This window comes from Aeromonas sp. QDB03, assembly GCF_027707985.1.
Lineage (GTDB): Bacteria > Pseudomonadota > Gammaproteobacteria > Enterobacterales > Aeromonadaceae > Aeromonas > Aeromonas hydrophila.
The window spans coordinates 77,597-98,635 of sequence record NZ_JAPCJG010000002.1 but is presented as its reverse complement, the minus strand read 5'-3'; the positions used below and the strand labels follow the sequence as shown (position 1 = coordinate 98,635).

Here is a 21,039-nt window from a genome sequence, read left to right as displayed (position 1 = left end):
GAAGAGACATGTTTCAGATTCTACATTTTGAAAAGCCCATTCCCTTCATGCGCTATGCCAGGCCGGGTGTGGTCTTCTCTACCCTGCTGATGGTGATCTCCCTGTTCTTCCTGTTCGATCGGGGCCTGAACTGGGGTCTGGACTTCACCGGTGGTACCACCATCGAGGTGGGCTTCCAGCAGTCGGTGAGCCTGGACAAGGTGCACCAGGTGCTGGACGAGCAGAAGATTGAAGGGGCGACCCTGCAACACTTCGGCTCCAGCCGTGACGTACTGTTCCGCCTGACCCCGAAAGAGGGGGTCAAGGTGGAGCAGCAGGGCAACGAGGTGCTGGCGGCGGCCAAGCTGATCGATCCTGCGGCCGTGCTCAAGCGCGTCGAGTTCGTCGGCCCTTCGGTGGGTGACGAGCTGGCGACCGACGGTGCGCTGGCCATGCTGGCCTCCATCCTCTGTATCCTGATCTACGTGGCGGTGCGCTTCGAATGGCGTCTGGCCATGGGGGGGATTCTCTCCCTGGTGCACGACGTGGTGATCACCCTCGGCGTCTTTGCCTACTTCCAGTACGAGTTCGACCTGACCGTGCTGGCGGCATTGATGACCCTGGTGGGTTACTCCCTGAATGACACCATCGTAGTGTTCGACCGGTTGCGGGAGAACTTTCGCAAGGTGCGCAAGGGGGATACCGAGTACATCCTGGATCTCTCCATGACCGAGACCCTGAGCCGGACCATCATCACCTCGGGGTTGACCTTCGTGGTGGTGCTGGCGCTGCTGCTCAAGGGCGGTCCGCTGATCCACGGTTTCTCGGTGGCCATGGTGATCGGTGTCGCCTTCGGTACCTACTCCTCCATCTATGTGGCGAGCTCGTTCGCCATGTTCTTCGGGGTCAAGCGGGAGCACATGCTGCCGACCCAGGTGGAAAAAGAGGGCGCGGATCAGCAAGAGATCCTGCCGTAAATGACAAGGGCGCCGTGAGGCGCCCTTTCTCTTATCGTCCGGGTGAGTCATTATGACGGTTTCACCAACGGCTGTTGGCCAACAGGCAAGGAGCAAGCCATGCAACACAATCCCCGTTTTCTGGCACTGGTAGAGGCCATTCGTCCTCATGTACAGGAGACCGACGTGCACCAGATCAAACGCTGGCAGGATGAGGGGCGTACCTTTCACCTGGTCGACGTGCGGGAAGAGAGCGAGTGGGCCAAGGGCCATCTGCCGGGGGCGACCTACCTCGGTCGTGGCGTGATCGAGCGGGACATCGAGACCCGTTACCCGGATCCCGACACCGAGCTCTACCTCTATTGTGGTGGGGGATTTCGCTCCATTCTGGTGGCGGAGAACTTGCAGAAGATGGGCTACGGTCGGGTGGTCAGCGTCGATGGTGGCTTTCGGGGCTGGTGTGATGCCGGATACCCTGTCGAATCCTGATTTATTTGAGGGAGAGAGGCTCAGCCACATGACAAAGTGTCGGCTGACCTTTACCATATGCCGGGTCAAGCGTAAGCGTCGGAGTGTTCATTGAACGTCAGGAAAGGGATTGGATACCTCCTTGGTATCCTGTTGCTGCTCCCCATGTGGGGTTGCAGCAGTAGCAGTCAGGTTGAAGCGCCTCAAGTTCCCAAGCCGCAACCCGCTTCACTGGTATTGGCGACCCCCCTGCAGGTCTCTTACCAGAGCGAGTTGGCGTTGGCGCGACTCGGGCAGATGCTCAGCGAGATGGAATTGACCACGGAGCAACGGGCTGAACTGTTTTATGAGCGTGCTGTCGTGTTTGACCGGGTAGGCTTGCGCTCCCTGGCGCGGCTGGATTTCAACCGCGCCTTGCGGGAGAAGCCGGATTTTGCCGAAGCCTACAACTTCATCGGCGTCTACTTGGTGCAGCAGCAGAATTATGACGAAGCCTACGAGGCATTTGATTCCGCCCTCGAGCTGGCTCCCGATTATGACTATGCCTACCTGAACCGTGGCATTGCGCTCTATTACGGTAATCGTCCCGAGCTGGCCGCGGCCGATATGAAGCGCTTCTACGAGGCGCAGCCGGAAGATCCCTACCGGGTGATCTGGCTCTATCTGGCCGAACAGAAGCTCAATGCACCGGCCGCCATGAGCCGGATGCGCGAGCGGCTCAACAAGTACGATGATGATGCCTGGAACTGGGATCTGGTGCGCCTCTATACCGGCGAACTCAATGCCACCCAGTTGATGGGCAACGTGGTGAAAGGGGTGAAGGACAACCGGGAGCTCGCCGAGCGCCTGTGCGAAACCTACTTCTACCTCGGCAAGTTTGAACTGGCCAAGGGCAACCGCAAGGAAGCCATCAGCTACTTCAAGCTGGCGCTCGCCAACAACGTGTATGACTTCATCGAGCACAGATATGCCCTGCTCGAACTGGAGCTGATGGCGCGCAAACCCCTGCCGCCCGGTGCCCAGAGTGCCCAGGGCAAGAGCAGCAAGCAGGCATCCTGAGCTTGCCCTGTTGCCGGTTTGAATGATGTAGAAAAGGCCTCACTGCGAGGCCTTTTTGCTATCTGGGTGTCAGACGTGGCGATGTGATTCACCCCTTCTGATGGGTCTGCCGCCGGCTCACAGGGCCAGCATCATGCCGGGGATCTGGCGCCAGTAACCGTTGCAGTCCCGCTCCTGCTGCAGGGGCAGGGGAGCCTGGCCCTGCTGGTTGGCCTTGAAGCGGTCCAGCATCGTCAGGGTGTCCAACCCCTCGGGGGAGAGGCGCACCACATCCACCAGACCTTCCATCCCGGCCAGGTCGTTGCCCAGGTTGTAGCAGTAACCGGACTGGGTCTGGATGCCGTTGAGGTTGAACACCTTCTGCCCCTCGCGGCTGCTGGCGAGCCGGCCGGTGGGGTAGTCGATGCAGGCCAGTTCGCAGTTGTCCTTGGGCCGGTCGAGGGAGCGGGCGGTGAAGCAGCGCGCCGAGTAGGCGAGTGGCAGGTGGCCGTAGGCGAACACCTCCACCTCGAACTGCTGGCGGGCACTGCCCAGATCCTGATTGAGCTGTACCAGCCAGTCTCGTGACAGCTCCACCGGCATTACCCAGCGCTGCATCCCCTGTGTGAGCAGCATGCGCAGCACGTCGGCGTTGTAGGCGTTGATGGCGGGGCCGCAGACGAACGGCAGCCCGGCTTCGCTGGCAAGCTGGACCGCCCCCAGATCGTTGGCCTCGATCATCAGCTCGCCGTTGTCGACCAGCCGCTTGACCTCCTTGAGCTCGGAGGGGGCGGAGATGAGCGCCAGCGTGGAGAGCACCGCCTGCTTGCCCGAGCCGGCCACCTGACGGGCGAGGGCAATCCAGTCATCCACTTTCAGTTCGCGGCGCTTGCTGCAGACGGTTTCCCCCAGATAGACGATGTCGGCCTGGCTGGTGGCGGCCGCCTGATAGAAGCCCTGGGTGTCGGCCTTGGGCCAGTAGAAGAGCAGGGGGCCGAGAGAGAATTTCATGAACAGGGCTCCTTATTGCCACTGGCGATGATAGGCACCGAGGGTGGTCTGGCTCCCCTCGGAGACGCGGGCGAGCTGGGCATCCCACTCGGCCTTGACCTGATAGGCTTCCGGGTTGGCCTGATAGGCGTCGATGGCGGCGCGCCAGACCCGGGTGACCTGCTCCACATAGGCGGGACTGCGTTGGCGCCCCTCGATCTTGACCGACTGGATCCCGGTCTGGAACAGCTCGGGCAAGAGGCCAAGGGTGTTGAGGCTGGTGGGCTCCTCCAGCGCGTGGTAGGTCTGGCCATCCACCTCGAAGCGGCCCTTGCACAGGGTCGGGTAGCCGGCGTTTTCCCCCGGGCCGTAACGGTCGATCAGCACCTCGTTGAGGCGAGACTCGAGGCCGCTCGGGGTCTCCTCCCAGCGCACGAACTTGGCCGGTGAGCAGGCGCCGACGGTATTGGGGCTCTCACCGGTCATGTAGGAGGAGAGGTAGCAGCGCCCCTCCGCCATGATGCAGAGGCTGCCGAAGGCGAAGACCTCGAGGCCGACGTCGGTCTCGCGGGCCAGCTGCCTCACCTGATGCATGGAGAGGACCCGGGGCAACACCACCCGACCGACGTTGAAGTGCTGCTGGTAGAAGCGGATGGCGGCGGCGTTGGTGGCACTGGCCTGCACCGAGACGTGCAGCTCCAGATCCGGGTAACGGCGGCTGGCATAGTCGAGCACGGCGAGGTCGGCGATGATCAGGGCATCGGCCCCCAGTGCGGCGCCCTTGTCCACCGCCTGCTGCCAGCGGGCATCGGAGCCTGGGTGGGCGAAGGTGTTGATGGCGATATGGAGTTTGCGGCCATGCTGGTGCACATAGTCGACCGCTTTCTCCAGCTTGCTGTCGGTGAAGTTGAGCCCGGCGAAATGGCGGGCGTTGGTGTCATCCTTGAAGCCGATATAGACCGCATCGGCCCCGTTATCCACGGCTGTTTTCAGTGCCGGCAAACTGCCTGCCGGACAGAGTAATTCCATCGGGTACGCTCCGAGAGGGCAAAAAATGCAAAAGTGGCCCGATTGTATTCACCGGCGTCCTTCCACTTTTTGACCTGAGGCAGCTTTGTGTGGCTTTACCCTTCTTGAGGTAAGTGGGCACAAGTTTGATTTCCAACAGGATCATGGCTGCGGCCCTGTGCTTGAATGCGCAAAAAACTGGGAGTTTATCGTGTTTCAACAACTGCAACGTCGCCTGGTCGAACAGGCTCCCCGCATTCTGCGCCACCCTCTCAAACTGGTGCCATTTTCCTTGCAGCAGAACCTGATGGAGCGCCTGCTGGCCAGCGTGTTCAAAGAGGCCATCGCAGATGGCGACTTTGAATTTCTGGCGGGCAAGTGGCTCAAGGTCGAAGTCTCGGATCTGGAGCTCTGCTGGTTCATCAGCGAGCAAGATGGCAAGCTGGTGGTGGCTCGTCATTGCGAGCAGGCCGATGTCTGTTTCAGCGGCACCACCAACGACCTCATCCTGATCGCCGGTCGCAAGGAAGATCCCGACTCTCTCTTCTTCCAGCGCAAGCTGAAGATTGAAGGGAACACCGAGCTGGGGCTGGAGGTGAAAAACCTGATGGACAGCCTGGATCTGGACGGTTTGCCAAGCCTGGTGCGTTATCCCTTGCTGGATCTTGCCACCTTCATCGAGCGGGCGAAGGCGGGATCAGCGCAAGAGGCGCACTCTGCGCCGGCGGGTGGGGTTGCGCCTCAGCTGTGAGACCAGCCCATCGGCATGGTGGCGGTAGTGATTGCGGGCCCACAGGCAGCGACAGGCCCACAGGCAGGGCAGCAGAGCCAGCAGGGCGCCGGCGCTGGGAAGGCGCGAGAGCAGCAGACCCAGCGCCAGCCAGATGAACGGCTGGGCCTCGTAGAGCCACTCTGGCTGAAACCAGCGTTTGGTCGGAAAGATGACCAGATCGGTACGCCGATAGCTGGATCGCATCATCCAGACGGTGGCGCCAGCGACAAACAGCAAGGTGCCCGCCAGCCAGAGCAGCGGGGAGTGGCTGAGCAGGATGATGCCGACCGCCACCAGCAGATAGCAGACCGGCAACCTCTCATAAAGCCAGCGTGGGCACATGTTGCCTCCACTTTTCACCTTCCCATCCTTCAAGTCTAGCCAGTCAGCACACCCGCCTCATACCGCTTTGTTCTGCAAAACGGCGTCATTGTTGTGAATTGGTGCGCCATTTACGGTGCCAAAATAGCGATTGGCTATGTTACAATTGCACGCCATTTTTGACTGAAGATTGACTGGGCATGTTGGATCAGATTCGTATCGTGTTGGTAAACACTTCTCACACCGGCAACATGGGCTCTGCGGCGCGCGCCATGAAGACCATGGGCTTGAGCCAGATGGTGCTGGTTGATCCGCAAGCACAGCCCGATGACAACGCGTATGCGCTGGCCGCCGGTGCCAGCGATCTGCTGGCCAATGCCCGCATCGTGTCGACCCTGGATGAAGCCATTGCGGATTGTGGTTTGGTCATCGGTACCAGTGCCCGCTCCCGTACCCTGAGCTGGCCCATGCTCGACTCTCGCGAAGCGGGCGAGAAGCTGGTAACCGAGGGGATGCAGCATCCGGTGGCGCTGGTATTTGGCCGTGAACGCACCGGCCTGACCAATGACGAGCTGCAAAAGTGCCACTACCACGTGGCCATTCCGGCCAACCCAGAGTACAGCTCCCTCAACCTGGCCATGGCGGTGCAGACCCTCTGCTATGAGGTGCGAATGCACTGGTTGCAGCAGGAACAGGTCGGCGAGACCGACATGGCGGTGGGTTATCCCAGCGCCGAGCAGCTGGAAGGCTTCTATCAGCATCTGGAGCAGACGCTGCTCAAGACCGGCTTCATCGCCGATGATCACCCGGGACAGGTCATGAGCAAGCTGCGCCGCCTGTTCAATCGGGCTCGTCCGGAGGCGGTGGAACTCAATATCCTGCGCGGCATTCTGACCTCGGTACAAAAACCGAGACCGCAGGATTAAACCCGACTGGATTACTCAACCATATACTTGACTGATTTAGTCGGGTATGTGACCATATGCCCATATTGATTGGTTCGCAAAACGGTAAGGCATATGAGACTGACCTCAAAAGGACGTTACGCTGTGACTGCCATGCTCGACGTGGCGTTGCATGCAGAGCAGGGGCCCGTGCCCCTGGCTGATATTTCGGAGCGCCAGGGCATCTCCTTGTCCTATCTGGAGCAGCTGTTTGCCCGCCTGCGCAAGCATGGCCTGGTGAGCAGCGTGCGTGGCCCGGGCGGCGGTTATCGCCTCGGTCTGGCGCCGAATGCCATCTCGGTCGGTCAGGTGATCACCGCGGTCGACGAATCGGTGGATGCCACCAAGTGCCTCGGCAAGGGGGGCTGCCACGGCGGCACCCAGTGCCTCACTCACTCCCTGTGGCGTGACCTGAGCGAGCGGATCTCCAGCTTCCTGGGGGACATCACCCTGGCCGAGCTGGTTGATCAGGCCGATGTGCGCCGGATTGCCGGCAAGCAAGATGAACAAATGAAAACCGTGTTGTCCCTGGTAGATCGGGCAGAACGCGGCGATGTGAGCTTGAAAGTCCAACTATAAACAAACGTGCTTTCCACAGCTGGTCGATGTATGACCCTGGCTGTAACGGAGAAAAACATGAAACTGCCTATTTACCTTGATTATTCGGCAACCTGTCCGGTGGACCCGCGTGTCGCAGAAAAAATGATGCAGTGTCTCACCATGGATGGCCTGTTCGGCAATCCAGCTTCCCGTTCCCACCGCTTTGGCTGGCAAGCCGAAGAGGCGGTCGATCTGGCCCGTAATCAAGTGGCAGAGCTGATCGGTGCCGACCCGCGCGAGATCGTCTTCACCTCCGGTGCGACTGAATCCAACAACCTCGCCATCAAGGGCGTCGCCCATTTCTACGCCGGCAAGGGCAAGCACATCGTTACCTCCAAGACCGAACACAAGGCGGTACTGGATACCTGTCGCCAGCTGGAGCGCGAAGGCTATGAGGTAACCTACCTCGAGCCGATGCCCAATGGCCTGTTCACCCTGGAACAGATCGAAGGCGCCCTGCGTGATGACACCATCCTGGTCAGCATCATGCACGTCAACAACGAGATCGGCGTGGTGCAGAACATCGCCGCCATCGGCGAGTTGTGCCGCTCCCGCAAGATCTTGCTGCACGTGGATGCGGTACAGAGCGTGGGCAAGATCCCGGTCGACGTGGAAGCGCTCAAGGTTGACCTGCTCTCCATGTCCGCCCACAAGGTATACGGCCCGAAAGGCATTGGTGCCCTCTACGTGCGTCGCAAGCCGCGTGTGCGCCTGGAAGCCCAGATGCACGGTGGTGGCCATGAGCGCGGCATGCGTTCCGGCACCCTGCCGACTCACCAGATTGTCGGCATGGGCGAAGCCTTCCGCATCGCCAAGGAAGAGATGATGAGCGAAGGTCAGCGCATCATGGCCTTGCGTCAGCGTCTGTGGGACGGCATCAAGGATATCGAAGAGGTCTACATCAATGGTGACCTGGAACAGCGTGTGCCGGGCAACCTCAACGTCAGCTTCGCCTATGTGGAAGGGGAATCCCTCATCATGGCGCTGAAGGATCTGGCGGTCTCTTCCGGTTCTGCCTGTACCTCGGCCAGCCTGGAGCCCTCCTACGTGCTGCGTGCACTGGGCCTGAACGACGAGCTGGCGCACAGCTCCATCCGTTTCAGCATGGGCCGCTTTACCACCGAGGAAGAGATTGATTACGCAATCAAGCTTATCCGTGACTCCATCGGTCGTCTGCGCGAGATGTCTCCCCTGTGGGAGATGTACAAGGACGGCGTCGATCTGAACACGGTCGAATGGGCTCATCACTGATCCGCGGGATCGGTGTTTAACGGAATTAGCAGGAGTTAGATATGGCTTACAGTGAAAAAGTAATCGACCACTACGAGAACCCCCGTAACGTGGGCGGCTTCGACAAGAACGATCCCAGCATCGCCACCGGCATGGTCGGTGCACCGGCCTGTGGTGACGTGATGAAGCTGCAGCTGAAGATCAGCGACGACGGCATCATCGAAGATGCCAAGTTCAAGACCTACGGTTGTGGTTCCGCCATCGCCTCCAGCTCCCTGGTGACCGAGTGGGTCAAGGGCAAGACCCTGGATGAAGCGGCCGGTATCAAGAACACCGATATCGCCGAAGAGCTGGCGCTGCCACCGGTGAAGATTCACTGCTCCATTCTGGCCGAGGATGCCATCAAGGCCGCCATCGCCGATTACAAGCAGAAGAAAGGTCTCTAAGGTCAGGAGCGCAGTATGGCCATTACCATGACAGATGCCGCAGCGGCACGGGTTTCCTCGTTTCTGACCAACCGGGGCAAGGGCATCGGCCTGCGCCTCGGCGTCAAGACCACCGGCTGCTCGGGTCTTGCCTATGTGCTCGAGTTCGTCGATGAGCTGGCAGATGAAGATCAGGTATTCGAGCAGGGCGGGGTCAAGATCATCGTCGATGCCAAGAGTCTGATCCACCTGGATGGCACCGAACTGGATTTCGTCAAGGAGGGCCTCAACGAGGGCTTCCAGTTCAACAACCCCAACGCCAAGGGCGAGTGTGGTTGCGGCGAAAGCTTCAGTGTCTGAGATGTGTGCAACACATGATCGCTTGTCCGTTGAACTGGTCGGCCACGGCCGGTTCAACCATGCCGCTTCGCCCACCTGAGCGCGAGCGGCATGGGGGCAGCATCAGTGTCTAAGAGGTCTGCATGAATTATTTCGAGCTGTTTGGGCTGGTTGAAGGCTTCGAGCTCGATACCCGTCAGCTGGCAGAGACCTACCGCCAGCTGCAAACCCAGTTTCATCCCGATCGTTTTGCCACCGCCCCCGAGCGGGAGCAGCTGGCTGCGGTGCAACGTGCCGCCCAGATCAACGATGCCTTCACTACCCTCAAGGCGCCCCTGCGCCGAGCCGAGTACCTGCTCTCCCTGCGTGGCACCGAACTTCGTGGCGAGCAACAGACGTTGCAAGATACCGCGTTTCTGATGCAGCAACTGGAGTGGCGCGAGCGGCTGGCCGACCTGAAAGGGGAGACTGACCCTGAGCGTGCCATCAAGGATTTTCGCCAGGAGATCAGGCATGATCACCAGTTGTTGATGCAGCAGCTGACCCAGGCCCTCGCCACAGGTGAGGATCCGCGAGCGGCTGATTGTGTTCGCAAACTCAAGTTTGTCGACAAGCTCCTCGAGGAGCTGGAACGATTCGAAGACTCGCTGTTCGAGTCTTGATCCTTTAACGCTGGAAGTTTGATTACCCATGGCATTACTGCAAATCGCCGAGCCCGGCCAGAGCGCCGCACCTCATCAGCACAAACGTGCCGTTGGCATCGATCTTGGCACCACCAACTCGCTGGTCGCCGCCGTGCGCAGCGGTCAGGCCGATACCCTCTGCGACGAGCAGGGGCGTGATCTGCTGCCCTCCGTCGTGCATTACCAGGCTGACACCATCCGGGTCGGCGTCGATGCCAAGCGCGAGGCCGCCCTCGACCCGCACAACACCATCGTTTCCGCCAAGCGGATGATGGGCAAGGCGCTGGTTGACATCGATACCCGCCAGCAACCCTATCAATTCGTGGCGGCCGACAACGGCATGCCACAGTTACAGACCCGTCAAGGGCTGGTCAACCCGGTTCAGGTCTCGGCCGAGATCCTCAAGAAACTGGCCGAGCGGGGCGCTGCCGCCCTCGGTGGCGATCTCGACGGCGTGGTCATCACAGTGCCCGCCTATTTTGACGACGCCCAGCGCCAGGGCACCAAGGATGCAGCCCGCCTGGCCGGCCTGCACGTGCTGCGCCTGCTCAACGAACCGACCGCCGCTGCCATCGCCTATGGCCTCGACTCCGGCCAGGAAGGGGTGATCGCTGTTTATGACCTGGGCGGCGGTACCTTCGATATCTCCATCCTGCGCCTGCATCGCGGAGTGTTTGAAGTGATGGCCACCGGTGGCGATTCGGCCCTGGGCGGCGATGACTTCGATCACTTGCTGGCAGACTGGTTGAAAGAACAAGCCGGTTTGACTGGCGAGCTGGATGCCCGTCTGCAGCGCGAGCTGCTGGATGTGGCCGCCGCCGTCAAGCACGGTCTGACCGACGCCGACGCCGTTCCCTGCACCTTTGCCGGCTGGCAGGGCTCTGTGACCCGCAGCCAGTTTGACCAGCTGATCCAGCCGCTGGTCAAGCGCACCCTGCTGGCCTGCCGCCGCGCCCTGCGCGATGCGGGGCTCGAGCAGGAGGAGGTGCTGGACGTGGTGATGGTCGGTGGTTCGACCCGGGTGCCGCTGGTGCGCGAGCTGGTGGGCGAGTTCTTCCAGCGTCCCCCCTTGACCAGCATCGACCCCGACAAGGTGGTGGCCATCGGTGCCGCCATCCAGGCCGACATCCTGGTGGGCAACAAGCCTGACGCCGAGATGCTGCTGCTGGACGTCATTCCGCTCTCCCTGGGTCTTGAGACCATGGGCGGCCTCGCCGAGAAGGTGATCCCGCGCAATACCACTATTCCGGTGGCCCGCGCCCAGGAGTTCACCACCTTCAAGGATGGCCAGACCGCGATGGCGATCCACGTGGTGCAGGGCGAGCGCGAGCTGGTGGCCGATTGCCGATCCTTGGCCCGCTTCACCCTGACCGGCATTCCGCCCATGGCGGCCGGTGCCGCCCACATTCGCGTCACCTTCCAGGTGGATGCGGACGGTCTGCTGTCGGTCAGCGCCATGGAGAAATCCTCCGGCGTGCAGGCCGAGATCCAGGTCAAGCCCTCCTACGGACTGGGTGAGGATGACATCCTCAACATGCTGAGCGCCTCCATCGCCAACGCCCAGCAGGACATGGACGCTCGCATGCTGGCGGAGCAGCAGGTCGAGGCCGACCGTGTAGTCGAGAGCCTCAACGCCGCGCTGGCCGCCGATGGCGAGGCTTTATTGAGCCCCGCCGAGCGGGCCGAGCTGGATGCCGCCATCGCCCATCTGCTGACCATGCGCAGCACGGGCACCACCAACCAGATCAAAGAGGCCATCGAGGCGGCGGACGCTGCCAGTGGCGAATTTGCAGCCCGCCGGATGGATGCCTCCATCCGCAAGGTGCTGACCGGACAAAACGTCAACAAGGTGTAATATGCCAAAACTGATTATTCTGCCCCATCCCGAGCTCTGTCCGGACGGCGCGGCCCTCGAAGGTGCGACCGGTGAAACCATTCTGGACATCGCGCTGCGCAACGGCATCGAGATCGAGCACGCCTGCGAGAAGTCCTGCGCCTGCACCACCTGCCACTGCGTGGTGCGGGAAGGCTTCGACTCCCTCGAGCCGAGCGACGAGCTGGAAGACGACATGCTGGACAAGGCGTGGGGGCTGGAGCCGGAATCCCGTCTCAGCTGCCAGGCCAGACTGGCGGACGAGGATCTGGTGGTGGAACTGCCCAAGTACACCCTGAATCTGGCGTCTGAGCGCCACTGATGACCCCTTAATTACACATGAGTGAATTGCGCGTACAGCATCTCGTGGTGCAGTAATGATATGGTGAAGGCCGTGACCCTTGAGGGAGCGGCCTTTTTTGTGCCCGTGATTTCCCTATTCGTTGATGAAAGTGCCAATAAAAAGGAAGCAAGAGAACATGGCTGACATGATGAACGTACGGTTGTCTTCCCAGGCTGCCGCCGCCCACTGGGGCGAGGGTGCCCTGCTCAGTTTCAACGGCGACGAAGCCCATCTCCATCTGGGCAGCGGCCAGGAGAAGGAGGCGCTGCGCGCCATCCAGCGCGGTGCCAGACGCCTCGAGTCGAGCGGCATCAAGCGCGTCAAGCTGGTGGGTGAGGGGTGGAATGGGGAGCGTCGCTACGCCTTTGCCCAGGGCTTCTATGCCGCCAAGGGGGTTCGCGAGCTCGATTTCGGCGAGCAGAGCGATCAGGAGGCCGTCGAGCTGGCTGCCTTGCTCAAAGCGACCCGCTGGGTGCGCGAAGTGACCAACGGCTGCCCGCAGGAGATCTATCCCATGAGCCTGGCGGAATCCGCCCTGCTGCTCATCCGCAGTCTCGCCGGTGACAAGGTGACCGCCCGTATTACCGCCGGGGAGGCGCTGCAGGAGGCCGGTCATATCGGGATCTGGTCGGTGGGCTGCGGCAGCGAGCGCGAGCCGGTGCTGCTGGAGCTCGACTACAACCCGACCGGGGATGCCAATGCCCCCGTGCTGGCGGCGCTGGTGGGCAAGGGGATCACCTTCGATTCTGGCGGCTACTCCATGAAGTCCTCCGACAACATGCTGCCGATGAAGTCCGACATGGGCGGCGCCGCCATGGTGACCGGCGCGCTGGCGCTGGCCATCAGCCGCGGCCTGAACAAGCGGGTCAAACTCATCCTCTGCTGCGCCGAGAACCTGGTCTCCGGCCATGCCTTCAAGCTCGGTGACATCCTTACCTATCGCAACGGCATCTCGGTCGAGATCCAGAACACCGATGCGGAAGGCCGCCTGGTGCTGGCTGACGGCCTGCTGGCCGCGAGCGAAAGCGGGGCTGCCTATATCCTCGACGCCGCTACCCTGACCGGCGCCGCCAAGACCGCGCTGGGTCGCGACTACAACGCCGTGTTTGCCCTCGATGAGGCCGAGCAGGCACGTGCGCTGGCAGCCGCCAAAGCCGAAAACGAGCAGGCCTGGGCGCTGCCGCTGGAGCCCTGGCATGCGGGCCAGCTCACCTCCGCCTTTGCCGAGCTGGGCAACGTGGCGTCCGCCGAAGGCACCGCAGGTGCGACTACGGCGGCAGCTTTCCTGTCGCGCTTCGTGCGTGACGAAGGCAAGGGCTGGGTGCACCTGGATCTGGCAGCCTCCTATCAAAAATCGGGCAATGACCTGTGGGCGACCGGTGCCAAGGGCCACGGTCTGCGCACCATCGCTCGCTGGTTGCAGGAGGTGAGTGAATGAGAGTCTGGCTGAATCAAGCATTTGGTGAAGGCTTTGGACAATCGGCGAAAAGCGCCACGGCCTGCGTATTATCTGACACCCGCTGGCTGCAGGAGGTGAGTGCATGAACATCTGGTTGAGCCGAGAATTTGCCGCTCCCGAGTGGGGCGAGGGGGCGCTGCTCTCCCACCGCGCCGACGGCATGGTGATCCATCTGGTGACCGCCAGCCCCTTGCTGGATATCCAGCAGGCGGCACGGCGTCTGTGCAGTCAGGGGATCCAGCAGGTGGTGTTGGCCGGTCACTGGGAGCGTGAGCAGCAGTGGGCTTTCGCCCAAGGGCTGCAGACCCCCAAGGTGGAGGTCGAGCTGCAGTGGGCTACCTCGTCCGAGGAGGATCGGGAAGAGCTGGAGGCGCGCTGGCTGTGCGGGCGCTGGGTGCGGGAGATGACCAATGCCACGCCGGAACAGCTGGGGCCGCTGGAGCTGGCGGTTGAAGCTGCCGCCTTCATCACCGAGCTGGCGCCGGACCGGATCAGTCATCGCATCCTCAAGGGGGAAGCCTTGCAGCAGGCGGGCTGGGTCGGTCTCTATCAGGTCGGCCGTGGCAGCGAGCGCGAGCCCGTGCTGCTGGAGCTGGACTTCAATCCAGGTCGGGATCCCAAGGCCCCGGTGGCCGCGGCCCTGGTGGGCAAGGGCATCACCTTCGACTCCGGCGGCTACTCCATGAAGACCTCCCAGGGCATGCTGACCATGAAGCACGACATGGGCGGTGCCGCCATCGTCACCGGCGCCCTGGCGCTGGCCATTCTGCGCGGCCTCGACAAGCGGGTGAAGCTCATCCTCTGCTGCGCCGAGAACCTGGTCTCGGGTCATGCCTACAAGCTGGGCGACATCCTCACCTACAAGAACGGCACCACGGTGGAGATCGTCAACACCGACGCCGAGGGGCGGCTGGTGCTGGCCGACGGCCTGCAGCTGGCCGGGGATTCCGGTGCGCCGCTGGTCATCGACGCCGCGACCCTCACCGGGGCGGCGGTGATGGCGCTGGGGGGGCGTTACAATGCCCTGTTCGGACTGGACAAGGGGCTGGTGAGCCGCGCCATGGGCTATGCGGATGCCGAACAGGAACCCGCCTGGCCGCTGCCGCTGGAACCCTGGCATCGCCAGCAGTGCCCGTCCCACTATGCCGACACCGCCAACAGCCGGCCCGTGCCGGGCGGCGGTCCGGGGGGGGCCTCCAACGCGGCGGGCTTCCTCTCCCGCTTCGTTGCCAATGAGGGGCAGGGCTGGCTGCACGTCGATCTTGCCGCCTGTTTCAGTGAGAACGGCGACAACCTGTGGGCGCCGGGGGCCAACGCCCTGGGGATGCGCACCATCGCCCACACCCTGCTGGCGGAGGTCCGCTGACCGGCAACGACAAGGGCACCTGCGGGTGCCCTTTCGACAGGGGGAGGCTGAGCAATAGCCTGGGTTTCAGGGAGTTAACATGACTATCGTGCACAAGCGCACATTTTTTCCTGCCAGCCTGGGCCAAGATGAGTGGTGATGTTGTTTTAGGGAAGAATTTGTTTAATAAAAAGTTGCTTTTCTGTGTGTTATTTCGCTTTTTGTTTACGTATAATCGCCGCCGAACATGGATTCTAACAATAAATCTCTGTAGTTAAGGAAAGATCTCAATGGCCATCGAACGTACCTTCTCCATCATCAAGCCGGATGCCGTCAGCAAGAACCTGATCGGTGCCATCTACAACCGTTTCGAGAGCGCTGGCCTGAAAGTCATCGCCGCCAAGATGCTGCACATGAGCAGCGAGCAAGCCGCCGGTTTCTATGCCGAGCACCAGGGCAAGCCTTTCTATGACGGCCTGGTCAGCTTCATGACCTCCGGCCCCGTCATGATCCAGGTGCTGGAAGGCGAAGAGGCCATCCGTCGCCACCGTGAAATCATGGGCGCCACCAACCCGAAAGAGGCCCTGGCCGGCACCCTGCGCGCCTGCTTCGCCGAGAGCATCGACCGCAACGCCGTGCACGGCTCCGATGCACCTGCCTCCGCTGCCCGTGAAATCGCCTACTTCTTCTCCGACGCCGAGATCTGCCCGCGCGGCTGATTTCTGTCGAAAGAACCCCAAGGGAGCCTCGGCTCCCTTTTGTTTTTTGGTCATTCGGTCAATATCCACTTATTCTCCAGGTGGAAAGCCGGACCCATAATTTGTACAATGCCGCCCCCTGACGTAGGTCAGCCGATAATTTATGAAGTGTGTGAGCTGAGGCCCTTGATGAGCGAAACAAAAACCAACCTGCTGGATCTTGATCGGGATGCCATGCGCGCCTTCTTCGTCGAACTGGGCGAGAAGCCGTTTCGGGCAGATCAGGTGATGAAGTGGATCTATCACTTTGGTTGTGATGATTTCGATCAGATGAACAACGTCAACAAGGTGCTGCGCGAGCGCCTCAAGGCGATCGCCGAGATCCGGGCGCCGGAAGTGAGCCGCGAACAGCGCTCCTCCGACGGCACCATCAAGTGGGCGCTGCAGGTCGGCGGCCAGGAAGTGGAGACCGTCTACATTCCGGAAGAGGATCGGGCGACCCTGTGCGTCTCCTCCCAGGTAGGCTGTGCCCTGGAGTGCAAGTTCTGCTCTACCGCCCAGCAAGGCTTCAACCGCAACCTGAAAGTCTCCGAGATCATCGGCCAGGTATGGCGCGCCGCCAAGATCGTCGGCGGCAAGCGTCCCATCACCAACGTGGTGATGATGGGGATGGGCGAGCCGCTGCTCAACCTCGCCAACGTGGTGCCGGCCATGCGCCTGATGATGGACGACTTCGGCTACGGCATCTCCAAGCGCCGGGTGACCATCTCCACCTCCGGCGTGGTACCGGCACTGGACATGCTGGGCGACCAGATTGACGTGGCCCTGGCTATCTCCCTGCACGCGCCCAACGACAAGCTGCGCTCCGAGATCATGCCGATCAACGACAAGTACAACATCGAGGAGTTCCTCGCCGGTGTCCGTCGCTACCTCGGCAAGTCCAACGCCAACGGCGGCCGGGTGACCGTGGAATATGTGCTGCTCGATCATATCAATGACGACATGCAGCACGCCCACGAGCTGGCCAAGGTGCTCAAGGATACCCCGAGCAAGATCAACCTGATCCCGTTCAACCCCTTCCCGGGCAACCCCTACGGCAAGCCGAGCAACAGCCGTATCGACCGTTTTTCCAAGGTATTGATGGAATATGGCTTCACTGTCATTGTCCGCAAGACCCGTGGCGACGACATCGATGCAGCCTGCGGCCAGCTGGTGGGGGAGGTGATCGATCGCACCAAGCGCACCATGAAAAATCGGATGCAACAGGATGGGATTTCCGTCAAAATGGTTTAACTTGCTAAGCCATTGTATAGTCAGGGAATGGATACACGTACATTGATCGTAGTGGCAGCGCTCTGCGCGCTGCCAGGCTGTGTTACCGAGACCACTTACGCTGGCCAGAATTCCACCCAGCGTGAAGTGGGTCCCGATCTCAAGGCGGCAGCCCAGACCCGTCTGGATTTGGGTATTCAATATCTGCAACAGGGCAATGCCGAGCAGGCCAAGTTCAACCTTGACCGTGCGCTGCAGTATGACCCTGCCAACCCTCAGGTTTACGTCGGTTTTGCCTACTTCTACCAGCAGGTGGAAGATTTCAAGGCGGCCGAAGAGAGCTACAAGAAAGCCCTTGCCATGGATCCGTCCAATGCTGACGCGATGAACAACTATGGCGCCTTCCTTTGCAATCGTGGTCGCTTCGACGAGGCGGAAAAGGCCTTCCTGCAGGCCGTCAGCCAGCCCAACTACATCAAGATTGCCGATACCTATGAAAACGCGGCACTTTGCGCCGCGCAAAATCGCAGAAATGATAAAGCAAGCGAGTACTATCGCTTGGCCTTGGGGTATAATCCCCGCAATCCAAGGTTATTGCTGGACATGGCGGAGCTTTCCATGAAAGATGGCAAGCTGCCTGATGTGCAGGCCTATCTCGCCCGTTTTGCCGATGTGTCAGACGAGAACGAGAACAGTCTCTGGTTGAGATTGCGGCTGGCGCAGGCCATGGACAAACCGGCACTACTTCACCAATTCGGGACTGAGCTGGTAAGGCAATATCCCACTTCGCAACAAGCCAAGCGTTACTTAGCCAATGACTACTGAACAGCCACACGATTTTCAAGACGACTCCCAGGCAGTTGGCCCAGGCCAGCTGCTGCGCAACGCCCGTGAACAGCTCGGCTGGACACGAGAACAGGTTGCGTCTCGCATTCACCTTCGTCTGACCCTGATTGCCGCGATCGAATCGGATACGTATGACAAGCATACGTCCCATACCTTCATTCGGGGTTATCTGCGTACTTATGCCAAGCTGGTCGGTATCCCGGAAGAGACCATCCTCGCGGCTTATGACAAGCTGGGGCTGACTCCCCCCGACAACATCGACATGCAGAGCTTCTCTCGTCGCTCCCGTCAGCAGGCCAACGACAGCCGCCTCAAGGTTGTCACCTGGCTGGTGATCCTGGTGCTGATCGCGCTCTCCGTCGCCTGGTGGTGGCAGAGCACGGCCCGTCGCTCCGCCGGTGACGAGGCCCTGGCCGCGACTGAAATGGGCGCAACCAGCAACACCCCGAGCGCCACCGTGCCGCCAGCGGTGGACGTGGCTGACCCTGTGGTTGCTCCGGCAATTTCCGCTGCGGCCGCGACCTCGGTTGACCCCGTGGCGAGCGCCGCCGCGACCACGCTGCCGGTCGATGCCAGCAGCGCCGTGGCGACCACGGCTGTTGCGAGCTCTGCCGCCACTGCCACGCAACCGGCTGCCGACACCGCCGCGAGCGAGCCGGCCAAGGTGCCCCAGCTGAAGATGAGCTTCACCGCCGACTGCTGGCTGGATGTCAAGGATGCCAAGGGCAAGACCCTGTTCAGCGGCCTCAAGAAGGCCAATGACGAACTGGTACTGGAAGGACCCGAGCCGCTCAAATTCATCATTGGTGCGCCCATGGCCGTCAATATCGAATATCAGGGCAAGTCCATCGACATGAGCCGTTACAACAACGGCCGGACTGCTCGCCTCTCACTGCCGCAGGAGTAATCTGTCCGCCATGTCCGCTCACGAATCTCCCATCATTCGTCGTAAATCCAGGCAGATCATGGTCGGTAATGTACCGGTTGGGGGCGATGCCCCCATCACGGTGCAGACCATGACCAACACCAAGACCACGGACGTGGCCGCCACCGTCGAGCAGATCCAGCGGATCGAGCGGGTTGGCGCCGACATCGTGCGGGTCTCGGTGCCCACCATGGAAGCGGCGGAAGCCTTCAAGCTCATCAAGCAGCAGACCCGCATTCCCATCGTCGCCGATATCCACTTCGACTACCGCATCGCCCTGAAAGTGGCCGAATACGGTGCCGATTGCCTGCGCATCAACCCGGGCAACATCGGCAACGAGGAGCGGGTCCGCGCCGTGGTCGACTGCGCCCGTCACTACAACATCCCGATCCGCATCGGCGTCAACGGCGGCTCGCTGGAGAAAGACATTCAGGAGAAGTACGGTGAACCGACCCCGGAGGCGCTGCTCGAGTCAGCCATGCGCCACGTGGACTATCTGGATCGCCTGAACTTCGACAACTTCAAGGTGAGCGTCAAGGCGTCCGACGTCTTCCTGGCAGTCGGCGCCTATCGCCTGCTGGCCAAACAGATTGAACAGCCGCTGCATTTGGGCATCACCGAAGCGGGCGGTTTTCGCGCCGGCGCGGTGAAGTCCGCCATCGGTCTTGGCATGCTGCTGAGCGAAGGCATCGGCGACACCCTGCGGATCTCGCTGGCGGCCGATCCGGTGGAAGAGATCAAGGTGGGTTTCGACATCCTGAAATCCCTGCGCATCCGTTCCCGCGGCATCAACTTCATCGCCTGTCCCTCCTGCTCCCGCCAGGAGTTCGACGTCATCGGCACGGTCAACGCCCTGGAAGAGCGGCTGGAAGACATCATCACCCCGATGGATGTATCCATCATCGGTTGCGTGGTGAATGGTCCTGGCGAGGCGCTGGTCTCGGATCTGGGTCTGGCGGGTGCGGCCAACAAGAGTGCCTTCTACGAGGGTGGTCAGCGGGTGGACCGGCTCGACAACAAGGATCTCATCCCGACCCTGGAGCGCCGCATCCGCGCACGGGCCGCCATGCTGGATCCGGCCAACCAGATCCAGGTGGACGAGGGTTGAGCAACCAAGGGCCACTCAGGGTGGCCCTGTCTTTAGGTTGCTGATTTTACATCCCGCATTGGAATACCCTGATTTTACCTCGGGGTCGAAAATCCCTATAATGCGGCCAAATTTTACCTCTTTTTCTCGAGTATCAACGTGGCAAAACAGATCCAAGCTATTCGCGGTATGAATGATTGCCTGCCGGAGCAGAGCCCGGTATGGCAGAAAGTAGAACAGATCCTGCGCCAGGTCGTGGCCAGCTATGGCTACAGCGAAGTGCGCATGCCGATTGTCGAGCAGACCCATCTGTTCAAGCGCGCCATCGGTGAAGTGACCGACGTGGTCGAAAAAGAGATGTACACCTTTGAAGACCGCAACGGCGACAGCCTGAGTCTGCGCCCGGAAGGCACCGCCAGCTGCGTGCGTGCCGGCATCGAGCACGGTCTGCTTTACAACCAGGAACGCCGGATGTGGTACATGGGCCCCATGTTCCGTCACGAGCGTCCCCAGAAGGGCCGCTATCGCCAGTTCCACCAGTTCGGGGTCGAGTTGTTCGGCATCAACGGGCCGGACATCGATGCCGAGCTCATCATGCTGACCCACCGCCTGTGGCGTCTGTTCGGCATCAGCGAACACGTGACCCTGCAGCTCAACACCCTCGGTCAGAGCAGCGAACGCGCCGCCTACCGCGATGCGCTGGTGGCCTACCTGGAGCAGTACAAGGATCAGCTGGACGAAGAGAGCCAGCGCCGCATGTACAGCAACCCGCTGCGGGTGCTGGACTCCAAGGACGAGAAGGTACAAGCCATTCTGGTGGGTGCCCCGCGCCTGTTCGATCACCTGGGTGAAGAGAGCCTGGCCCACTTCGAGGGGCTCAAGTGCCTGCTCGAATCCGCCGGCATCCAGTACGAAGTGAACGAGCGGCTGGTGCGCGGCCTCGACTACTACAACCTCACCGTGTTCGAGTGGGTCACCAACAGTCTGGGCGCTCAGGGCACCGTCTGTGCCGGTGGTCGCTACGACGGTCTGGTGGAGCAGCTCGGTGGTCAGCCGACGCCGGCTGTGGGTTTCGCCATGGGCATGGAGCGACTGGTGCTGATGCTCGAGACCCTCGAGCTCAACGGCGATATCCGGCCGGCGGTGGATGTCTACCTGGCCATGGTGGGCGAGGGCACTGAACAGGCCGGTTTCCAGCTGGCCGAGCGGCTGCGCGATGCCCTGCCTGACTTGCGCCTGATGAGCCACTGCGGCGGCGGCAACTTCAAGAAACAACTCAAGCGTGCCGACAAGAGCGGCGCGGCCATTGCCCTGATCCTTGGCGAGACCGAGGTGCAAAACGGGGAGATCACCATCAAATATCTGCGTGGCCAGGCCGAGCAACAGACCGTCACGGTCGACGCCGCCATTGCCCTGCTGGCAGCCAAAGGAGAGTAAG

The 21,039-nt window shown here is 61.3% G+C and carries 23 protein-coding genes; 20 read left to right on the top strand and 3 right to left on the bottom strand.

The window, feature by feature from the left end; all coding sequences use genetic code 11:
* Positions 1-8 precede the first annotated feature (8 nt).
* The 3 genes from secF to nlpI all read left to right on the top strand — a co-directional run bounded on the left by secF (position 9) and on the right by nlpI (position 2,462).
* A complete protein-coding gene (gene secF, locus PG900_RS05215; protein WP_011705626.1) occupies positions 9-956 on the top strand; it encodes a protein translocase subunit SecF in 948 nt (315 codons plus the stop codon).
* Positions 957-1,055: 99 nt separating this feature from the next.
* Positions 1,056-1,424: a rhodanese-like domain-containing protein gene (locus PG900_RS05210; protein WP_259232231.1), complete on the top strand. Its 369-nt coding sequence runs from the start codon at positions 1,056-1,058 to the stop codon at positions 1,422-1,424.
* Between the two features lie 90 nt (positions 1,425-1,514).
* The gene (nlpI, locus tag PG900_RS05205) at positions 1,515-2,462 is read left to right on the top strand and encodes a lipoprotein NlpI (protein WP_280940144.1); all 948 of its coding nucleotides are present in this window, start codon (positions 1,515-1,517) and stop codon (positions 2,460-2,462) included.
* A gap of 117 nt (positions 2,463-2,579) precedes the next feature.
* Here nlpI and PG900_RS05200 read toward each other — a convergent pair whose 3' ends face one another.
* Both PG900_RS05200 and ubiU read right to left on the bottom strand, forming a co-directional pair.
* Positions 2,580-3,452, bottom strand: coding sequence for a U32 family peptidase (locus PG900_RS05200; RefSeq protein ID WP_270831029.1), 873 nt, complete (start codon positions 3,450-3,452; stop codon positions 2,580-2,582).
* 12 nt (positions 3,453-3,464) lie between these two features.
* On the bottom strand, positions 3,465-4,460 hold the full coding sequence (ubiU, locus tag PG900_RS05195) for a ubiquinone anaerobic biosynthesis protein UbiU (RefSeq protein WP_017410222.1): 996 nt from the start codon (positions 4,458-4,460) through the stop codon (positions 3,465-3,467).
* 190 nt (positions 4,461-4,650) lie between these two features.
* Here ubiU and ubiT point away from each other — a divergent pair, with 190 nt between their 5' ends.
* Entirely contained in the window at positions 4,651-5,190 is a 540-nt protein-coding gene (gene ubiT, locus PG900_RS05190) for a ubiquinone anaerobic biosynthesis accessory factor UbiT (protein WP_011705631.1), read from the top strand.
* Here ubiT and PG900_RS05185 read toward each other — a convergent pair.
* Positions 5,137-5,553, bottom strand: a complete 417-nt coding sequence (locus PG900_RS05185) for a hypothetical protein (protein WP_045790120.1) — start codon at positions 5,551-5,553, stop codon at positions 5,137-5,139. The genes ubiT and PG900_RS05185 overlap by 54 nt on opposite strands.
* A 179-nt stretch (positions 5,554-5,732) precedes the next feature.
* Between PG900_RS05185 and trmJ the strand changes: the two genes are divergently transcribed.
* The 16 genes from trmJ (at position 5,733) to hisS (ending at position 21,038) form a co-directional block, all read left to right on the top strand.
* Positions 5,733-6,458, top strand: coding sequence for a tRNA (cytosine(32)/uridine(32)-2'-O)-methyltransferase TrmJ (gene trmJ / locus PG900_RS05180; protein WP_270801423.1), 726 nt, complete (start codon positions 5,733-5,735; stop codon positions 6,456-6,458).
* A gap of 93 nt (positions 6,459-6,551) precedes the next feature.
* Positions 6,552-7,055: a Fe-S cluster assembly transcriptional regulator IscR gene (gene iscR / locus PG900_RS05175; protein ID WP_011705634.1), complete on the top strand. Its 504-nt coding sequence runs from the start codon at positions 6,552-6,554 to the stop codon at positions 7,053-7,055.
* Positions 7,056-7,112: 57 nt separating this feature from the next.
* Positions 7,113-8,327 (top strand): IscS subfamily cysteine desulfurase, encoded by a 1,215-nt coding sequence (locus PG900_RS05170; RefSeq protein ID WP_270801426.1) that lies wholly within the window; start codon positions 7,113-7,115, stop codon positions 8,325-8,327.
* 41 nt (positions 8,328-8,368) lie between these two features.
* Positions 8,369-8,752, top strand: a complete 384-nt coding sequence (gene iscU, locus PG900_RS05165; RefSeq protein WP_005299770.1) for a Fe-S cluster assembly scaffold IscU — start codon at positions 8,369-8,371, stop codon at positions 8,750-8,752.
* A gap of 15 nt (positions 8,753-8,767) precedes the next feature.
* Positions 8,768-9,091, top strand: coding sequence for an iron-sulfur cluster assembly protein IscA (gene iscA / locus PG900_RS05160; RefSeq protein ID WP_270801429.1), 324 nt, complete (start codon positions 8,768-8,770; stop codon positions 9,089-9,091).
* Positions 9,092-9,213: 122 nt separating this feature from the next.
* Complete coding sequence (hscB, locus tag PG900_RS05155; RefSeq protein ID WP_016350399.1) at positions 9,214-9,732, top strand: co-chaperone HscB; 519 nt, start codon at positions 9,214-9,216, stop codon at positions 9,730-9,732.
* Between the two features lie 28 nt (positions 9,733-9,760).
* Complete coding sequence (gene hscA, locus PG900_RS05150) at positions 9,761-11,608, top strand: Fe-S protein assembly chaperone HscA (RefSeq protein ID WP_270801435.1); 1,848 nt, start codon at positions 9,761-9,763, stop codon at positions 11,606-11,608.
* A gap of 1 nt (position 11,609) precedes the next feature.
* Complete coding sequence (gene fdx, locus PG900_RS05145) at positions 11,610-11,948, top strand: ISC system 2Fe-2S type ferredoxin (protein ID WP_005299781.1); 339 nt, start codon at positions 11,610-11,612, stop codon at positions 11,946-11,948.
* Between the two features lie 157 nt (positions 11,949-12,105).
* On the top strand, positions 12,106-13,407 hold the full coding sequence (gene pepB / locus PG900_RS05140) for an aminopeptidase PepB (protein ID WP_270801437.1): 1,302 nt from the start codon (positions 12,106-12,108) through the stop codon (positions 13,405-13,407).
* Between the two features lie 103 nt (positions 13,408-13,510).
* Complete coding sequence (pepB, locus tag PG900_RS05135) at positions 13,511-14,794, top strand: aminopeptidase PepB (protein WP_270831028.1); 1,284 nt, start codon at positions 13,511-13,513, stop codon at positions 14,792-14,794.
* Between the two features lie 269 nt (positions 14,795-15,063).
* The gene (gene ndk, locus PG900_RS05130; RefSeq protein WP_011705641.1) at positions 15,064-15,492 is read left to right on the top strand and encodes a nucleoside-diphosphate kinase; all 429 of its coding nucleotides are present in this window, start codon (positions 15,064-15,066) and stop codon (positions 15,490-15,492) included.
* A 168-nt stretch (positions 15,493-15,660) separates the two neighbouring features.
* Positions 15,661-16,764 (top strand): bifunctional tRNA (adenosine(37)-C2)-methyltransferase TrmG/ribosomal RNA large subunit methyltransferase RlmN, encoded by a 1,104-nt coding sequence (locus PG900_RS05125; protein ID WP_011705642.1) that lies wholly within the window; start codon positions 15,661-15,663, stop codon positions 16,762-16,764.
* Between the two features lie 12 nt (positions 16,765-16,776).
* Complete coding sequence (gene tapF, locus PG900_RS05120) at positions 16,777-17,568, top strand: PilW family type IVa pilus biogenesis/stability lipoprotein TapF (protein WP_011705643.1); 792 nt, start codon at positions 16,777-16,779, stop codon at positions 17,566-17,568.
* The gene (locus PG900_RS05115; RefSeq protein ID WP_270831027.1) at positions 17,558-18,496 is read left to right on the top strand and encodes a RodZ domain-containing protein; all 939 of its coding nucleotides are present in this window, start codon (positions 17,558-17,560) and stop codon (positions 18,494-18,496) included. The genes tapF and PG900_RS05115 overlap by 11 nt, the downstream gene beginning before the upstream one ends.
* Before the next feature lie 10 nt (positions 18,497-18,506).
* Positions 18,507-19,622, top strand: coding sequence for a flavodoxin-dependent (E)-4-hydroxy-3-methylbut-2-enyl-diphosphate synthase (ispG, locus tag PG900_RS05110; RefSeq protein WP_016350405.1), 1,116 nt, complete (start codon positions 18,507-18,509; stop codon positions 19,620-19,622).
* A gap of 138 nt (positions 19,623-19,760) precedes the next feature.
* Positions 19,761-21,038: a histidine--tRNA ligase gene (gene hisS, locus PG900_RS05105; RefSeq protein ID WP_270826994.1), complete on the top strand. Its 1,278-nt coding sequence runs from the start codon at positions 19,761-19,763 to the stop codon at positions 21,036-21,038.
* Position 21,039: the final 1 nt, after the last annotated feature.

Excerpts from the sequence above, each read along its gene's own strand:
- secF (WP_011705626.1), top strand. The coding sequence starts at position 9 with ATGTTTCAGATTCTACATTTTGAAAAGCCCATTCCCTTCATGCGCTAT.
- PG900_RS05210 (WP_259232231.1), top strand. The coding sequence starts at position 1,056 with ATGCAACACAATCCCCGTTTTCTGGCACTGGTAGAGGCCATTCGTCCT.
- PG900_RS05200 (WP_270831029.1), bottom strand. The coding sequence starts at position 3,452 with ATGAAATTCTCTCTCGGCCCCCTGCTCTTCTACTGGCCCAAGGCCGAC.
- ubiU (WP_017410222.1), bottom strand. The coding sequence starts at position 4,460 with ATGGAATTACTCTGTCCGGCAGGCAGTTTGCCGGCACTGAAAACAGCC.
- PG900_RS05185 (WP_045790120.1), bottom strand. The coding sequence starts at position 5,553 with ATGTGCCCACGCTGGCTTTATGAGAGGTTGCCGGTCTGCTATCTGCTG.
- trmJ (WP_270801423.1), top strand. The coding sequence starts at position 5,733 with ATGTTGGATCAGATTCGTATCGTGTTGGTAAACACTTCTCACACCGGC.
- iscR (WP_011705634.1), top strand. The coding sequence starts at position 6,552 with ATGAGACTGACCTCAAAAGGACGTTACGCTGTGACTGCCATGCTCGAC.
- PG900_RS05170 (WP_270801426.1), top strand. The coding sequence starts at position 7,113 with ATGAAACTGCCTATTTACCTTGATTATTCGGCAACCTGTCCGGTGGAC.
- iscU (WP_005299770.1), top strand. The coding sequence starts at position 8,369 with ATGGCTTACAGTGAAAAAGTAATCGACCACTACGAGAACCCCCGTAAC.
- iscA (WP_270801429.1), top strand. The coding sequence starts at position 8,768 with ATGGCCATTACCATGACAGATGCCGCAGCGGCACGGGTTTCCTCGTTT.
- hscB (WP_016350399.1), top strand. The coding sequence starts at position 9,214 with ATGAATTATTTCGAGCTGTTTGGGCTGGTTGAAGGCTTCGAGCTCGAT.
- hscA (WP_270801435.1), top strand. The coding sequence starts at position 9,761 with ATGGCATTACTGCAAATCGCCGAGCCCGGCCAGAGCGCCGCACCTCAT.
- fdx (WP_005299781.1), top strand. The coding sequence starts at position 11,610 with ATGCCAAAACTGATTATTCTGCCCCATCCCGAGCTCTGTCCGGACGGC.
- pepB (WP_270801437.1), top strand. The coding sequence starts at position 12,106 with ATGGCTGACATGATGAACGTACGGTTGTCTTCCCAGGCTGCCGCCGCC.
- pepB (WP_270831028.1), top strand. The coding sequence starts at position 13,511 with ATGAACATCTGGTTGAGCCGAGAATTTGCCGCTCCCGAGTGGGGCGAG.
- ndk (WP_011705641.1), top strand. The coding sequence starts at position 15,064 with ATGGCCATCGAACGTACCTTCTCCATCATCAAGCCGGATGCCGTCAGC.
- PG900_RS05125 (WP_011705642.1), top strand. The coding sequence starts at position 15,661 with ATGAGCGAAACAAAAACCAACCTGCTGGATCTTGATCGGGATGCCATG.
- PG900_RS05115 (WP_270831027.1), top strand. The coding sequence starts at position 17,558 with ATGACTACTGAACAGCCACACGATTTTCAAGACGACTCCCAGGCAGTT.
- ispG (WP_016350405.1), top strand. The coding sequence starts at position 18,507 with ATGTCCGCTCACGAATCTCCCATCATTCGTCGTAAATCCAGGCAGATC.